Origin of the sequence: Saliphagus sp. GCM10025317 (assembly GCF_042663665.1) — an archaeon.
GTDB lineage: Archaea > Halobacteriota > Halobacteria > Halobacteriales > Natrialbaceae > Natronosalvus.
The window spans coordinates 2,173,710-2,188,204 of the sequence record NZ_JBHTAQ010000005.1 but is presented as its reverse complement, the minus strand read 5'-3'; the positions used below and the strand labels follow the sequence as shown (position 1 = coordinate 2,188,204).

The 14,495-nt window shown below is 63.5% G+C and carries 15 protein-coding genes; 6 read left to right on the top strand and 9 right to left on the bottom strand.

Going from position 1 to position 14,495, the window contains the following annotated elements:
• Positions 1-124: 124 nt before the first annotated feature.
• The 3 genes from ACFQS4_RS12690 (at position 125) to ACFQS4_RS12680 (ending at position 1,887) form a co-directional block, all read left to right on the top strand.
• The gene (locus ACFQS4_RS12690; RefSeq protein WP_497901857.1) at positions 125-1,153 is read left to right on the top strand and encodes a DUF4382 domain-containing protein; all 1,029 of its coding nucleotides are present in this window, start codon (positions 125-127) and stop codon (positions 1,151-1,153) included.
• Between the two features lie 268 nt (positions 1,154-1,421).
• Positions 1,422-1,598 carry a hypothetical protein gene (locus tag ACFQS4_RS12685; RefSeq protein ID WP_497901856.1) on the top strand — a complete coding sequence of 59 codons (177 nt, stop codon included), beginning with the start codon at positions 1,422-1,424 and terminating at the stop codon, positions 1,596-1,598.
• 4 nt (positions 1,599-1,602) lie between these two features.
• Positions 1,603-1,887 carry a hypothetical protein gene (locus ACFQS4_RS12680; protein ID WP_497901855.1) on the top strand — a complete coding sequence of 95 codons (285 nt, stop codon included), beginning with the start codon at positions 1,603-1,605 and terminating at the stop codon, positions 1,885-1,887.
• 81 nt (positions 1,888-1,968) lie between these two features.
• Here ACFQS4_RS12680 and ACFQS4_RS12675 read toward each other — a convergent pair whose 3' ends face one another.
• The gene (locus tag ACFQS4_RS12675; RefSeq protein WP_497903195.1) at positions 1,969-2,391 is read right to left on the bottom strand and encodes a DUF488 family protein, N3 subclade; all 423 of its coding nucleotides are present in this window, start codon (positions 2,389-2,391) and stop codon (positions 1,969-1,971) included.
• Between the two features lie 175 nt (positions 2,392-2,566).
• Between ACFQS4_RS12675 and ACFQS4_RS12670 the strand changes: the two genes are divergently transcribed.
• Positions 2,567-3,388 (top strand): nucleoside phosphorylase, encoded by an 822-nt coding sequence (locus ACFQS4_RS12670; protein WP_497901854.1) that lies wholly within the window; start codon positions 2,567-2,569, stop codon positions 3,386-3,388.
• Between the two features lie 40 nt (positions 3,389-3,428).
• Here the strand turns inward: ACFQS4_RS12670 and ACFQS4_RS12665 are convergent, their stop codons facing one another.
• Positions 3,429-4,496, bottom strand: a complete 1,068-nt coding sequence (locus tag ACFQS4_RS12665; RefSeq protein WP_500193533.1) for a DUF7972 family membrane protein — start codon at positions 4,494-4,496, stop codon at positions 3,429-3,431.
• A gap of 268 nt (positions 4,497-4,764) precedes the next feature.
• Between ACFQS4_RS12665 and ACFQS4_RS12660 the strand changes: the two genes are divergently transcribed.
• Positions 4,765-5,694, top strand: coding sequence for a DMT family transporter (locus ACFQS4_RS12660; protein WP_497901852.1), 930 nt, complete (start codon positions 4,765-4,767; stop codon positions 5,692-5,694).
• 265 nt (positions 5,695-5,959) lie between these two features.
• Here the strand turns inward: ACFQS4_RS12660 and pstB are convergent, their stop codons facing one another.
• From pstB to ACFQS4_RS12625, 7 genes are all read right to left on the bottom strand, one after another.
• Entirely contained in the window at positions 5,960-6,835 is an 876-nt protein-coding gene (gene pstB, locus ACFQS4_RS12655) for a phosphate ABC transporter ATP-binding protein PstB (RefSeq protein WP_497901851.1), read from the bottom strand.
• Complete coding sequence (pstA, locus tag ACFQS4_RS12650) at positions 6,832-7,731, bottom strand: phosphate ABC transporter permease PstA (protein ID WP_497901850.1); 900 nt, start codon at positions 7,729-7,731, stop codon at positions 6,832-6,834. The genes pstB and pstA (ACFQS4_RS12650) overlap by 4 nt, the downstream gene beginning before the upstream one ends.
• Complete coding sequence (pstC, locus tag ACFQS4_RS12645) at positions 7,731-8,660, bottom strand: phosphate ABC transporter permease subunit PstC (protein WP_497901849.1); 930 nt, start codon at positions 8,658-8,660, stop codon at positions 7,731-7,733. Before pstC (ACFQS4_RS12645) ends, pstA (ACFQS4_RS12650) begins: the two co-directional genes overlap by 1 nt.
• A complete protein-coding gene (locus ACFQS4_RS12640; RefSeq protein ID WP_497901848.1) occupies positions 8,657-9,631 on the bottom strand; it encodes a PstS family phosphate ABC transporter substrate-binding protein in 975 nt (324 codons plus the stop codon). Before ACFQS4_RS12640 ends, pstC (ACFQS4_RS12645) begins: the two co-directional genes overlap by 4 nt.
• A gap of 472 nt (positions 9,632-10,103) precedes the next feature.
• Positions 10,104-11,699 carry a phosphate ABC transporter permease PstA gene (pstA, locus tag ACFQS4_RS12635; protein ID WP_497901847.1) on the bottom strand — a complete coding sequence of 532 codons (1,596 nt, stop codon included), beginning with the start codon at positions 11,697-11,699 and terminating at the stop codon, positions 10,104-10,106.
• Positions 11,700-12,668, bottom strand: coding sequence for a phosphate ABC transporter permease subunit PstC (gene pstC / locus ACFQS4_RS12630; protein WP_497901846.1), 969 nt, complete (start codon positions 12,666-12,668; stop codon positions 11,700-11,702). It lies immediately after the preceding gene.
• Positions 12,669-12,731: 63 nt separating this feature from the next.
• Complete coding sequence (locus tag ACFQS4_RS12625) at positions 12,732-13,820, bottom strand: PstS family phosphate ABC transporter substrate-binding protein (RefSeq protein WP_497901845.1); 1,089 nt, start codon at positions 13,818-13,820, stop codon at positions 12,732-12,734.
• 285 nt (positions 13,821-14,105) lie between these two features.
• Here ACFQS4_RS12625 and ACFQS4_RS12620 point away from each other — a divergent pair, with 285 nt between their 5' ends.
• Positions 14,106-14,477, top strand: a complete 372-nt coding sequence (locus ACFQS4_RS12620) for a 30S ribosomal protein S8e (RefSeq protein WP_497901844.1) — start codon at positions 14,106-14,108, stop codon at positions 14,475-14,477.
• Positions 14,478-14,495: the final 18 nt, after the last annotated feature.

Here is a 14,495-nt window from a genome sequence, read left to right as displayed (position 1 = left end):
GATCGTTGGGGCGGTCTGGCGGGCATTTCAGCCCATTGAGCACGGGAGCAAAACCGTTCACAAACGATTCTGAATCTCCAGAACGAACGGCACTGCTTTACCCGGTTCCTGTCTGGAAGGAGTAATGCCAAACGACCGAGCAAGCGACGAGTCGAGGCGGGCGAACTACCAATCGAAACCCGGCGTGGGACGCCGAGCGTTCATCGCCGCCGGCGGTAGCGTCGGTGCGACGGCACTCGCCGGGTGCACCTCCGGTGACGGTCCGGAGCAATCAGGCGACGATGGGACGCCCGACCAGGACACGCAGTCCGACGACGGGGCACAGACGGATGGCTCCGAGGAGAGCAGACAGCAGGGGAACTTCAGACTGCTGGTCAGCGACATGCCGGCCGACATCGGCGACTTCGAACGGCTGGATGTCACGCTCGATTACGCCCGAATCTTCGACGGTGGTGAGGGCGAGGGTGACGACGAGGACTCGACCGAAACCGATGGCGAGGACGGAGGCGAGGAATCGAACGAAACTGAAGAGGACATCGACGATCAGCAGAACTCGAGTGACGATGGCGAGGACGATGTAGACGCGGACGGGGAATCCGACGGCGACGAAGGCGACGAAGACGAGAACGACACCGCCGACGGCGTCGAACGAAAGCGCGGGTTCTACATCGTCGACCTCGAGGGAAGGACGGTCGACCTCACGGAGCTGGTCGGCGAGCGGGCAGTCTCCGTGTTCGAAGGAGAACTCTCTCCGGGAACGTACGAGAAGATCGAACTGCACGTCTCGGCGGTCGAGGGTATCGTCGATGGCGAGCAGGCGAACGTCAAGCTCCCGAGCGAAAAATTACAGATCACGCACCCCTTCGAGATCGGTGCCGACGACCCCGTCGATTTCGTCTTCGACATCAACGTGGTCAAACGTGGACAGGGGTCCGATTACAACCTGAAACCCGTAATCTCCGAAAGCGGGGTCGCAGGCAAGGATGTCGAGGTCGAGGAAGTAGAACGCGAAGACGAAACTGACGGTGGAGAAGAGACGGACGACCAAGCGGACGAGGAGGAATCCAACGAATCGGAAGACGCCGACGAAGATACCGGAGAGGAAGCCAACGAATCCGAAACGGACGGCGACGGGGACAGCGAAGACGAGTAGCGACGGACGAGTCCCTCGAGGGAACTCAACTTCGGCTCTCAGCGCCTCGCCAGCCCTCAGCGTTCCTGGGCCTCAGTTCCCGCCGGGAATCACCTCTCTTCGGGTCAACCTCGAGCGAATCGAACCGAAATCTCATCTCCTCGCGGATAATGGTGCACTTTCTGAAGTTGCTATAGAACGTGCACCATTGACCGTTTCTCCTGCTCGAGCGACGTCGCGTCCCCAGTGCCGGCACCGGTTTGAAGCCACTCGAGTCCGTACCTCGAGTATGAGCGTCAGCGGCCTCTGTCAGATCTGTGAAACGCGGTCGGCCGAGGAGCGGTGTGACAACTGCGGCGCCCTCGTCTGCCAGGTCCACTACCAGGAGGGGGTCGGCCTCTGTGCGAACTGCGCCAACACGGTGAATCCGAACGACCCTGACGACGTGGACATCAACCGTCTCTGAACCGATGACGTCGATTCGCGACCTGGTCAGCGGTTCACTCGGCATCGGGGAGCGCTACTGCCTCGAGGTCACGAGAGCCGACGACGGAACGCTGATCGCCGCGCACCCCTCCGATCGGAGCCCGATGGACGTCGTGGTCTGTGAGGGGCTCGAACGCCTCGATTCGCCGACGGAGACGTCCGAGGGACCGCTCGAGGTCGAAGTCGAGATACTCGGCCGCGTCGTGGACGGTCGTCTCGCCGGACGAGTCGTCTCCCCGTCGTGTGCGTCGCCGGAGAACGTGGACTGACACAGGTTCGGTTTCGAGACGAGTCGACAGCCAGGTCCGTGTGACGAGGAAGGTAGTTAGGTTCGACCTCGGGGCAGGCAGTTAGGCCCGTCTGGCCTCGAGGACCTCTCGCAACACGGTCCGGTGACAGCGCTTCTTGCCCGTGTTCTCGAAGCAGACGAGCGCGATCGATTCGCCCTCCTCGAGCCGTTCCTCGAGTTCTGCAAGCGCCTCCCGGGCTTCGATCTCGGTCTCGAGGTGCTCCCGGTACCGGTCCTCGAAACCCACCTGCTCCCAGGACGCGTTGTGGGCGCCCTCGTCGCACATGCCGGCCATCTTCAGGTCCTCCGTGGCCGTTTTGGCGTCCTCGAGCAACGTCGACGGCGGCCCGAGCGCCGGCAGGTTCTCGTCGACGGCGGCGTGAAACCAAGAGGTCGGCTGGCGAACGACGCCGACGAGCGTGGTCCCGGGCTCGAGGTCGACCAGGTCGTGCTGGAGGGCGGCGACGTAGGTGTCGGTGAACATGCTGTTCGCGGTGCCCGCTGTATCAGAGAGCGTCCGCTCCCCCGTGTCCGCTTCTCCGGTAGCGTTCCCCTCCGTTCCGGGTTCCGCTCCCGCCCCGGCGTCCGGATCGGTGCCCATACGCCCCGTACGGTCTTCCAGCATTTATATACAATGGCGCGACTATTCTCGAGTCTCTATGGCCGGCGACAGCGAAGACCCGAACGCCGACGTACAGTACCACCTCGAGGTCGCGGCCGACGACGTGGCCGACACCGTCCTCTTGCCGGGGAATCCTGAGCGTGTCGAGAAGATCGTCGCCCACTGGGACGACCACGAGGAGCGCGCACACCACCGCGAGTACCGCACGGCGACAGGTACCTACGACGGGACGTCGATTTCGGTCACCTCGACGGGAATCGGTAGCCCCTCGGCGGCCATCGCCGTCGAAGAACTCGCCCGCGTCGGCTGCGAGACGTTCATCCGGGTGGGGTCCTGTGGGGCGCTCCAGCCCGAGATGAGCGTCGGCGACCTCGTGATCACGACCGGTGGCGTTCGCCAGGAGGGGACGAGCGACGAGTACGTCCGTGAGGACTACCCGGCCGCGGCTGACTACGAGGTCGTCAGCGCGCTGGTCGCCGCCGCCGAGCGCCTGGACTACGACTACCACACGGGGATCACGATGAGCGCCGATTCGTTTTACGCCGGGCAGGGTCGACCCGGATTCGACGGCTTCGAGGCCGCCGGTGCCGACGACCTGATCGACGAACTCACCGAGGCCAACGTCGCCAACATCGAGATGGAGGCCAGCGCCATCCTCACCATCGCGAACGTCTACGGCCTCCGGGCCGGGGCGGTCTGCTCGGTCTACGCCAACCGCGTGACCGGCGAATTCCGCACCGAAGGCGAGTCTCGAGCCGCCGAAACCGCCTCGCTGGCGACGCACCTGCTGGCGAAGATGGACGCGGTCAAGCGCGAGGCCGGCGTCGACCGCTGGCACGCCGGGCTCAGCCTCGAGTAGGGTTCTATTACGAATCCGCCGACCCCCGCATCATCGTCAGTTACTTTTCAGATTGAATCTCGGTCGATTCCTCGTAGCGAACGCCCTCTAGCTGCTTGGTGTCTCGAAGAATGAACGGGCCGATTGCGAGCGTTCGTTTCATCACGGTGAGAACACGGAGCAGGTAGGCGAGAAGGACAGCAAACGGGATGAGCGTCAGTACGTAAACGGCGCTAACGACGAGATAGGCCGTACTAATGCCGGCGATAGTGCCGGTCATCTTTGCGGCGTCAAATTCCAGGACCATGTACCCCGCAACCGCCAGCGTGGGCATTGCTCCGTACAGCACTCCGCGCGAGATATTGATGATCTCCCACTGCACGTAGAGCGTCTTGAAATGTTCTCGTGCCGGACCGAAAAACCGGAGCGAATCGAGTAGCCTGCCGAACGCCTCGTCGGTGTCTTCCGAAATCGATTCGGCGTATTTGTTCCGAAGCGTTCGGGCAGCGAATATCTTCCAGGAATAGTTGTAGTTCAGGACGGGCAGTAGCGTCTGGAACGATCCGAACTCCGCTTCTTCGAGGTCGGCGCTAATCTTCTGGCTGTGCTCGACGAGACCGTCTACGAATTCTGTGATTTCATCGAGTTGGTCCGCGTTCGGACTCTCGGAAACGGTGTCGGCGATCTGTCGTGCGTGCGTATCCGAAATCTCGATAAGTGTTCGAAGGAACCGAGCCGGGTCCGCTGGGGCGACGCCGATGTCCCCCGTCTCTTCGACGGCTTCTCGAAAATCGACCTCGTTCGACATGCGGTCGCGCTGCTCTCCGAGGGGGCCAATTTCTTCGGCAAGCACGTACTGTGAGATCGTCAAAACGAGCGTGACGCTCGTGACGACGGCGATTACCATCGACCCGAATAGCGAACTGATCACGTTCGTCGAGATGAGTTTCTGCGAAGAACTCGGACCGAAAACGTGAACGAGAAGCATAACGAGATACGCAGCCACCAGTATAACTCCGGTAACGAACCACCGGTTTGCGTTGATCAAAAACCAGACCTTGACACGGGTTTCGCCGACCCGTTCTCGCATCGTATCTGCTGGGCGTAGGAGAGTATCTGACTCGCTCATGTGGCTCTGTGTTGCATTTTCGCTTTTTTCGTTAACCGACTTGAATCTGTATCTCGAGTGGCCATCCTGGCCACCAACTGAAGCCTCCGTCTAACTCGTCGTTTCCCTTTCCACTCGCTAGCTACTATACGTCTGTCCCTGTACTCTCCGCCGAGGATCATCGACGAGGTCGCTTCTGAAACGATTTTCGCGTCGAAAAACGACCATCGTCTCGGCCTTTCGAGCTTCGAATCGAAACGCATAGGTCGCCCGTGGCGAATCCACACTCGTGAGCAGATACCGAAACTTCGCCCTCTTTCTGGTACTAGCGGCCGTCTGGGGAACCGCGTTCGTCGCCATCGGGGCCGGACTCGAGTACTTCCCGCCCGTGCTCTTCGCCGCGCTTCGATACGACGTCGCTGGCGTCATTATGCTGGCTTACGCCGCGTACGTCGTTGACGGTGGTGACTTTTTCCCGAGCGGGCGCGACCAGTGGCTCCTCGTCACGATCGGGTCGGTGCTTCTCATCGCGGCCTACCACGCCTTCCTCTTCGTCGGTCAGCTAAACACGACGGCGGCCGCCGCCGCAATCGTAGTGTCGCTCTCGCCCGTCCTCACGACCGGGTTCGCCCGCGCGCTCGTCCCGTCGGACGCGCTCTCGGCGGTCGGACTGGTTGGCGTCGGGATCGGCCTCTGCGGAGTGATCGTCATTGCCCAACCGGATCCCAACGACTTGCTCTCGGCGAACGCCATCGCGACCGCCCTCGTCTTCCTTGCCGCGGCGTCGTTTGCCCTCGGAAGCGTCCTCACCCGTCGGCTCGACGCCGAGATGCCAATCGAGACGATGGAGGCCTGGTCGATGATCGGCGGCGCGATCCTCATGCACCTGCTGAGCCTCGGGCTGCGCGAACCGATCGAACCGGCGACGTGGCTCCACCCGAACGCGTTCTGGTCGCTCGCGTACCTCGCACTCGCCTCGAGCGCCTTCGGCTTCCTCCTGTACTTCACCTTGCTCGAGCGCCTCGGCCCGATCGAGATCAATATGGTGTCCTACGTCGCGCCGGTCTTCGCTGCGATTTTCGGCTGGTTGCTCCTCGACGAGGTGATCACCGGGACGACGGTGTTCGGCTTCGTCCTGATCGCGATCGGGTTCGTGCTGGTCAAGCGCCGGGCCATCCGCGACGAGTTCGTGAACCTGCGTGCGACGACCGGGAGCTAACGCTGGCTTTTGCTGGTTCTCAATGGCTCTCGTCACGACAGCCGGTGACCGTTGAATCGTTCACTGTCGCGGTCGAAGCTGACTGCTGACGACGTCGCGAGTCACGCACTCCATCACGAGGTAACAGAACGAACGGCTGCCGCTCAAGTCCGAAGAGTCCAAAGAGTCCCACGAGTGCGACGGGAGCGATCTGGAAAAGCGTACGTCCGAACCTCCACAACGTCGAATCCTCTATCAAACGGTGCCGAGGTATTCGCCCTCGAGGCTATCCGAACTTACCGGTGATGTAGTCCTCGACGCGCTGGCTCTCGGGGTTCTCGAAAATCTTCGTCGTGTCGTCGAACTCCACGAGTTCCCCGCCGGTGAGGAAGACGGCCGTCTTGTCCGAAATGCGAGCCGCCTGTTGCATGTTGTGGGTGACGATGACCACGGTATAGTCGTTCGCCAGCTCCTCGATCAGGTCCTCGATTTTCGAGGTGGCGACGGGGTCGAGCGCGCTCGCCGGCTCGTCCATCAGGATGACTTCGGGATCGGTCGCGATTGCACGGGCGATACAGAGGCGCTGTTGCTGGCCACCCGAGAGGTCGAGGCCGCTCGAGTCCAGTTGATCCTCGACTTCCTCGAGCAACGCGGCGCGCTCGAGGGCGCGTTCGACGCGCTCGTCGACGTTATCGTCGATGCCCTGGACCTTCAGGCCGTAGGCGACGTTGTCCCGGATCGACTTGGGGAACGGATTGGGCTGCTGGAACACCATCCCGATCTTGCGGCGCAGGGCGACCGGATCGACGTCGTCATCGTAGACGTTCTTGCCGTCGAACAGCAGTTCGCCTTCCACGCGGGCGGCGTCCACGAGGTCGTTCATCCGGTTGATACACCGGAGGAACGTCGACTTCCCGCAGCCAGAGGGACCGATAACCGCGGTCACCTGCTTCTCGGGCAGTTCCACGGAGACGTCCTGGAGCGCCTGGTCGTCGCCGTAGTAGACGTCGAGGCCGCGACTCTCGAGGATCGTCCGGCCGTCGGTGGTGGTCGACGAATCAGCGTCGGTGCCCCGGTCGGCCAGGCTGTCGGTCTTCGGCGTCGGGGAGGCGTGGTCGTCGCTCGATTCGGTCTTCGAGGTGGTCATGGGTTCTCGGGTCATTGGTCGTGCTGGTAGTGGTTCCGGATGAGGATCGCGACGGAGTTGATCGACAGCAAGACGACGAGCAGGGTGACGACGCCGGCGGCGACGACCCCGTACTGGAACTCGGCTTCGGGGTATTGCGCCCAGGTGTAGATCTGCATTGGCATCGCGCTGACCTTGCTGAGGAGGCTGTTCGGAACGCCGAAGACGGTCGTCGGCGCGCCGATCATGATGAGCGGGGCCGTCTCGCCGATGGCTCGACCGAGTGCGAGGATGGTTCCGGTCAAGATCCCGGGCATCGCCCGCGGCAGGACGACGTTGCGGATCGTCTGCCACTTCGTCGCGCCCATTCCGTATGAGGCCTGTCGCTGGGAGTCTGGAACGGCCCGGATCGCCTCCTGGGCGGAGATGATGACGATGGGCAGGATGAGCAGGGCGACGGTGAACGCGGCCACGATCAGGGTCCCGAAGCCGAGGCCGATGAGGCTCACGAACAGTCCAAGTCCGAGCAGGCCGTAGACGACAGAGGGGACGCCCGCCAGGTTGGCAATGTTGATCTGGATGAACGTCGTGAGTGGCCCGTCGCTCGCGTACTCCTCGAGGTAAATCGCCGCGCCAACGCCCAGCGGGAAGGTCACGAGCGCGATCAAGAGCATGAGCGCGATCGAACCGACCAGCGCCGGGAGGATGCCCGCCTCGAACGGGTTCGGGTGGGGCGGGCTGGTGAGGAACTGCCAGTCGAGCCAGCCGATCGCGTCGACGGCGACGTACGCCAGCAAGATCGCGAGCGAGAGGATGCCGACGAGCGCCGCCGCGAGAGTCAGCCAGCGGAAGGCGACGTCCTTCGTTCGACTCACGCGTCCGAACCCGGAGTCCTCGACCGACTGGTCGTTGGTGCCGGTTTCGGCCGCCATCACTGGTACACCTCCCGGTAGCGCGAGGCGATAAATTCACTCACGAGGTTCATCACGAAGGTGATCACGAACAGCGTCAGGCCGACCGCGAACAGGCTCTTGTAGGCCACCGACTGGCCGACGACGTCGTTCGTCCCGATCTGGACCATCGCCGCTGTCATCGTCTGGACTGATTCGAGAAACAGCCCGGCCGGATCGGTCAGGTCGATCAGCTTGGGCGTCTGCCCCGCCGCGATGGCGACGACCATGGTCTCGCCGATCGCTCGCGAGATGGCAAGGATGAACGACGAGAAGATGCCCGACAGCGCCGCGGGGACCACGACGGACGTGGAAACGGTGAACTTCGTCGCCCCCAGCCCGTAACTGGCCTGTCGGAGCGAGTCCGGCACCGCGCTCATCGCGTCCTCGCTGATCGAGGAGACCATCGGGATGATCATGATGCCGACCATGATCGAGGCCGACAGGGCGTTGAACGTCGATAGCTCCACGAACGGAATCGCGTCCAGCGCCGGCGTCACGTACACGAGCGCGAAGTAACCGTAGACGACCGTCGGGACGCCTGCGAGCACCTCGAGGGCCGGCTTCAGGTACGCTCGGCGGCGACTCGAGGCGTACTCGCTGAGGTAGATGGCCGTCAGCAGGCCGATCGGCAGGGCGATGGCGGCGGCCCCGAACGTGATGGTGAGCGTCCCTGAGATCAGCGGCAACACGCCGAAGGCGACGGGCTCGTTCGTCGGACTCCAGCGGGTGCCGAAGAGGAAGTCGATCGGCGAGACGGCGGCGAAGAAGTCCACCGCGTCGAGCAACAGCGTCAGGACGATGGCGACCGTCGTCAGGATCGACAGCAGCGCACACAGCGTGAAGAGGTATTTGAAGAAAACGCCACGGGCCGTCCGACTCCCGTCGTGGGAGAGGTCCATCGCGCTCATTCGGTCACCTCGTCGATGGACGCCTCGAGTTTCTCGAGGTTCTCGTCACGCACCTCTTCGGTGACGGGGACGTAACCGACCTCCTCGACGAGGTCGGTCGCCGACTGCTCGATGTAAAAGCGCAAGAAGTCTTGCACTTCGGGATCGGTGAGCGCCTGGTCGGACGCGTAGATAAACAACGGGCGCGATAGCGGGGTGTACTCCCCCTCCATGGCCGTCTGGAGCGACGGTTCGACGCAGCCGTCGCCGCTATCGATTCCGACGGCCTTGATCAGGTTTGGGTTTTCGGCGTAAAAGGAGAAGCCGAAGTAGCCGATGGCGTGTTCGGAGCCACGAACGCCCTGGACGATCGTCCGGTCCTTCTCGGTTCCGTGATAGTCGCTCCGGTGATTGGCGTCCTCGCCGATGATCGTCTCGACGAAGTAGTCGAATGTCCCCGAGGTGGTGTCGGCCCCGTACAGTTCGAACTCCTCGTCGGGCCAGTCGTCTCGCACGTCGCTCCAGCGTTGAGCGCCGTCGGTGCGCCAGATCTCCCGGAGCTCTTCGACGGTGAGACAGTCGACCCAGTCGGCGCCGGGGTTGACGACGACCGTCAGTGCATCCGTCGCGATGGTGAACTCGATCGGTTCGATTCCGTTCTCGCTACACTGTTCGCGTTCGATGTCCGCGACCTCGCGACTCGCGTTGTTGATCGCGGTCATGCCTGGACAGAAGAAGTTCGAGAAGCCGCCACCGGTCCCCGTCTGACTGATAGAGACGTTGACGTTCGGTCGTTCCTCGAAGTACGCCGCGGCGACGGCTTCGGTCACGGGAAAGACCGTGCTGCTTCCGGCGATCGGTACCTGTCTCCCCTCTTCAGCCAGTACGTCGGTACAACCGGCCAGCCCGGCGGTCGCCGCGACCCCCGTCGCGGCGAGCAGTTCCCGTCTCCCGAGAACGGGCGACGGCACGCCAGAGGCGTCTCTCGACATCACTGGATGGATACCCCAGACGAGGTAAATAGTCTACTATGATTGGAACATAGTGCTATATAGTCATACGTGGCGAACGGCGAATCTCCACGTGCCGAGCGCGTTCGAGGGTCGTACTGGCAGTGTGGGTCTTCTGTGAAAATGCCGAACTGTGACTCGAGGCGGGAGCGATCTCTGAACTCCCGAATACGCGGCCACGCTATATATGCCCGGATCCATCTGTCGCGAGTTCGACCTGGCGCGCTCTCGACGACGGATGGAACCTCGAGGGGAGCCCCGAGATGAGTGGTACTCGTCGATGCCGTCGTTTTCGGCGTGTCACCGTGCCGAACGTCTAACGGTTGTCGCGGTTCCATCGATCCCGGTTCCATCGCCCACGGTTCCGTCGAGCGCAGTTCAATCGACCGCACCGCCGTCGAACGCAACGAACAGGTTACCAGCGAGGTTCGAGACTGGCCTCTCGTCACTACGATCACCGTTTCTCGAGGCGGTTTCGCAGGATAATCGCGGCCGCGTTCATCCCCAGCAGGATGACGAGGAGCGTGATGACGCCCGCCGCCACGACGCCATAGCGGAAGTCCGGGTCGAAGTAACTCCGCCAGGAGAAGATCTGAAGCGGCATCGCGGTGACGGTCCCGAACAGCGAGTCGGGCGCGCTCGAGACCGAGGTTGCGGCGCCGATCATGATGAGCGGTGCGGTCTCCCCGATGGCTCGGCCGAGTGCCAGGATGGTCCCGGTCAGGATGCCGGGGAACGCCTCCGGGAGGACGACCTCTCGCGTCGTCTGCCAGCGACTCGCGCCCATTCCGTAGGACGCCTGCCGAACCGAGTTCGGTACCGAGCGGATGGCCTCCTGGGCGGAGATAATGACGATCGGCAAGACGAGCAGCCCCACGGTCAACCCCGCCGTGATGACCGTTCCCCGCCCAAATCCGAAGCGGCGGGCGATGATCGCCAGACCGAGCAGGCCGTAGACGACCGAGGGCACGCCCGCCAGGTTAGTGAGATTGATGCGAATGAGGCGAGTGAGCCAGTTGTCCGCGGCGTACTCCTCCAGGTAGACCGCCGCACCGACGCCGAGGGGGAACACGGCGACGATCATCACGATCAGCATGAATATCGAGCCGACGATCGGCGGGTAGAGGCCAGCGTTTTCCGGCGTCCGAGACGGACCTTGCTGGAAGAACTCCGGCCGAAGCCAGGAGTTGGGCATCGGCACGCCGAGCAACCAAGAGGCGGCAACGGCCGCGACCGCGGCGCCCAGGAGGATCGGAATCGCGAGGAGACCGATCCTGGCGGTGGGGCCGCGACGGTAGCCGTCCGCGAGGACGACTGTCGCCGGCACGACGAACCCGAGCGAAAAGACGATCGGGGCGCCGGCGCTCTCGAGCGCTCCGACCTCGACGAGGAGGCCGAGTCCGACGGTCGCCACGACGGTCAGTGCGGCGACGACGCCGGCCGCCCGGTCGTCTCGAGTCCTCGCCCACCAGAAGAGCGCACCGGCGACGGGGACGGCCGCCGTGAGCAGGTACAGGACCCACGGCTTCGCCATTTCGAGGACGGCGGTGATCGGGCCCAGCAGGGCGGTCGCGACGATCACGCCCAGCACGACGATCGCCATCACGAGCGGGCCGGAGTCGTCGAGTCGCTCGAGGCGGTCGCCGTACCGCGCTGCCGCGACAGTGGGCGCGACCGCCAGCAGAACGTAAGCCGCCCACACGTAGGGGGTGACGATCGTGAACGCGACGATCAGGAAGCCGCCGAGGCCCGCCGCGAGCAACACGCCGCCGACGCTCGTCTTCGCGACGTCGGCCGCTGTGGTCCCCCAGATTCGCCAGACGAACAGTGCGAACGGGAGGACGAACGTCAGCCCGACGATGGCGAACCAGGCGGGGTCGGCCTCGCGCAACTCGATCGCGTCGACGGTCACGTACGCGAGCAACACGAGGAGCGTGACGATGCCGAACAGAGCGGCGCCGAGGCAAGCGTACTCGAACGCGGCGCCGCGGACGCTCGCCAGGGTGCTCGAGCGGCCGACCCACTCGCGTTCGCCGGTGCGGGTTCCCATCTAGTACACCTCCCTGTAGCGACGCTGGACAGCGTCGGCGACCAGGTTCATTGCGAAGGTGACGACGAACAGTGCCATTCCGAGGGCGAACATCGACCAGAACACCGGCGTACCACCGGCCGTGTCGGAGCCCGCAGCCTGCACCATCGCGGACGTAATCGTCTGGATCGAGTCGTACAGGTTCTCGTCGAGCCTGCTCGGATCCAGGATCAGCATCTTCGGGTTCTGTCCGGCCGCGACGGTAACGATCATCGTCTCGCCGATCGCTCGCGAGATGGCGAGGATGAACGACGAGATGATCCCCGAGAACGCCGCGGGGACGACGACGCGGACCGAGACGTCGAACTTCGTCGCCCCCAGGCCGTAGCCCGCGTGTCGAAGCGAGTCCGGAACGGCACTCAGGGCGTCCTCGCTGATCGAGGAGACCATCGGGACGATCATGATCCCCATCATGATAGACGCCGACAGCGCGTTGAACGTCGATAGTGGCAGGAATCGGTCGAGGAACGGCGTGACGTACGCGAGCGCAAAGTAACCGTAGACAATCGTCGGGATGCCCGCCAGCACCTCGAGGGCTGGCTTCAGGTACGCCCTCGTCGTCGGGCGAGCGTACTCGCTCAGGTAGATCGCCGCGCCGAGGCCGCACGGGAGTGCGATGGCGGCGGCAGCGACAGTGACGACGATCGTGCCGCTCAGCAGCGGCAACAGGCCGTAGGCGTACGGCCGAATCGTCGGTCGCCAGTTCTTTCCGGTGACGAACTCCGAGAGGGCCTCCGTAATCGAGCCGTCGAGCAGCCCGGCGTACGCCTGAAAGAAGAACAGCGCGTCCGAAAAGAGGGTGTAGAGAATGCCGACCGTGATCGCCACGGTCAGGGTCGCACACCCGAGGAGCGCGTACTCGTAGAGTCGTTCGCGGCGACGGTCGGCCGCCGGGCGTTGCCACTCGTGCCTCGAGACGTCGCCGTTCATCGGCGTGCCCTCTCTTGCTGTGGTGTCGAAAACATTGGAGCGTTCTGGAGACGTGTCGACCGGTCAGTTCGCCGATGGAATCGCCGACTCTTCGCTAATGTCACCGTCGATAGCCGCCTGCAGGCGGTCGAGGTTGTCCTGGACGTCCTCGTCGCTCATCGCGACGTAGCCGATCTCCTCGGAGACGACCTCGAAGTCCCCCGAGAGTTCGATGGCGAACTCCACGAACGCCTGCACCGCTTCGTCTTCCTGGAGCTTTTCCTGGTTGACGTACCAGAAGATCGGCCGGGTGAGCGGGTATGATCCGTCGGAGGCGGCCTCGAGGCTCGGCGCCGTACACCCGTCGCCGCCGTCGATCTCGAGGGCCTTGATGCCCTCGGGGTTGTTGTCGTAGTACGCGTAGGGGAGATAGCCGTGCGCGTAGGGATTTCCGGACACGCCCTCGGCGATGAGGTCGTCTTCCTCGGTTCCCTGGAAGTCCTCGCGGATGCTCCGGAAGTCGTCGAGCACCTCACCCGTCCAGTAGTCGTACGTCCCTGACGTCGTGGCGGGGCCGTGGAGTTCGATCTCCTCGTCGGGCCAGCTCGAGTCAACGTCGGCCCACGTCTCGGGGGCACTGTCGGGCAACCAGATCTCCTGCAGGATGTCGAAGTCGGCGCAGTCCAGCCAGTCGTTTTCGGGGTTGACGATTACCGTCAGGGCGTCGCCCGCACACTGGAACTCGATCGGCTGAAAGCCGTTGTCCCGACAGTTCTGGATCTCCTCTTCGAGAATCGGCCGGCTCGCCCCGGTAATGGCGCTCTCACCGGGGATGAAGAAGTTCTCCATCCCGCCGGTGCTCCCGTCGCTCGAGAGTTCGTACTCGAACCCGTCGTGCATGGTGGAGAACTCTTCGCCGGCGGCCTCCGAGACGGGGAAGACGGTGCTGCTTCCGGAGATTCGGACGGTTCCCTCGACGGAATTTCCGCCGTTGCCGTTGCCATTCCCATTCCCATTTCCGTTTCCGTTGCCGCCGTTACCACCGTTTCCGTCGCTGCTCGCTTCGTTCTCTGCACATCCGGCAATCAGACCTGTCCCCAGGGCGCCAGTTGCCGCGATGAACTTCCGTCGCGTTGCCAGACTGCTCACCGTTCGAAGCTGGTTGTCGACCATCGAGTGAGGGATTTGCCTATCTCCGTAAGTACGATGCTATGACCGGTATATACGGCTACAGAGTCGTCAATACCGGTATCACTGAGACCGTAATCGGACGTATTGGACGTATCGGACATATCGGACATATCGGACATATCGAACGGAACTCGAGGGCCATCGTCAGTGTCGCCTCGGGATGCCTCCACCGGTGCCGATCGCTCGAGCGAACGTCGCCGGGACGGGTGGCTCGAGGCGCCGATCCGAAGAGGTGCATTCAAGTATGCGCCGCGACTTCGTGAGCGTATGAAAGATCAGGGACGCTCTACGCGCAAGCGCACCGGCGGACGACTGAAGTCCTTCAACAACCGGCGAAAACACCAGCTCGGTCGCCACCCGACCGAGACCCAGGTCGGCGAGCCTCGCTTTCGCACCATCGACGCCCGCGGCAACGGCGAGAAGACTCGCGCGCTCGCGACGAACGTCGTCAGCGTCAGCACGGGCGAGGAGACGGTGACCGCCGAGATCACGGACGTCGTCGAGAACGACGCCAACCCGAACTACGTGCGTCGAAACATCATCACGAAAGGTGCCGTCATCGACACGAGCGAAGGCCAGGCCCGCGTCACCTCGCGACCCGGGCAGGTCGGCCAGGTCAACGCCGTCCTTCTCGAGTAAGCGCTCGATCGTCGATTT

Excerpts from the sequence above, each read along its gene's own strand:
- ACFQS4_RS12690 (WP_497901857.1), top strand. The coding sequence starts at position 125 with ATGCCAAACGACCGAGCAAGCGACGAGTCGAGGCGGGCGAACTACCAA.
- ACFQS4_RS12685 (WP_497901856.1), top strand. The coding sequence starts at position 1,422 with ATGAGCGTCAGCGGCCTCTGTCAGATCTGTGAAACGCGGTCGGCCGAG.
- ACFQS4_RS12680 (WP_497901855.1), top strand. The coding sequence starts at position 1,603 with ATGACGTCGATTCGCGACCTGGTCAGCGGTTCACTCGGCATCGGGGAG.
- ACFQS4_RS12675 (WP_497903195.1), bottom strand. The coding sequence starts at position 2,391 with ATGTTCACCGACACCTACGTCGCCGCCCTCCAGCACGACCTGGTCGAC.
- ACFQS4_RS12670 (WP_497901854.1), top strand. The coding sequence starts at position 2,567 with ATGGCCGGCGACAGCGAAGACCCGAACGCCGACGTACAGTACCACCTC.
- ACFQS4_RS12665 (WP_500193533.1), bottom strand. The coding sequence starts at position 4,496 with ATGAGCGAGTCAGATACTCTCCTACGCCCAGCAGATACGATGCGAGAA.
- pstB (WP_497901851.1), bottom strand. The coding sequence starts at position 6,835 with ATGACCCGAGAACCCATGACCACCTCGAAGACCGAATCGAGCGACGAC.
- pstA (WP_497901850.1), bottom strand. The coding sequence starts at position 7,731 with ATGGCGGCCGAAACCGGCACCAACGACCAGTCGGTCGAGGACTCCGGG.
- pstC (WP_497901849.1), bottom strand. The coding sequence starts at position 8,660 with ATGAGCGCGATGGACCTCTCCCACGACGGGAGTCGGACGGCCCGTGGC.
- ACFQS4_RS12640 (WP_497901848.1), bottom strand. The coding sequence starts at position 9,631 with ATGTCGAGAGACGCCTCTGGCGTGCCGTCGCCCGTTCTCGGGAGACGG.
- pstA (WP_497901847.1), bottom strand. The coding sequence starts at position 11,699 with ATGGGAACCCGCACCGGCGAACGCGAGTGGGTCGGCCGCTCGAGCACC.
- pstC (WP_497901846.1), bottom strand. The coding sequence starts at position 12,668 with ATGAACGGCGACGTCTCGAGGCACGAGTGGCAACGCCCGGCGGCCGAC.
- ACFQS4_RS12625 (WP_497901845.1), bottom strand. The coding sequence starts at position 13,820 with ATGGTCGACAACCAGCTTCGAACGGTGAGCAGTCTGGCAACGCGACGG.
- ACFQS4_RS12620 (WP_497901844.1), top strand. The coding sequence starts at position 14,106 with ATGAAAGATCAGGGACGCTCTACGCGCAAGCGCACCGGCGGACGACTG.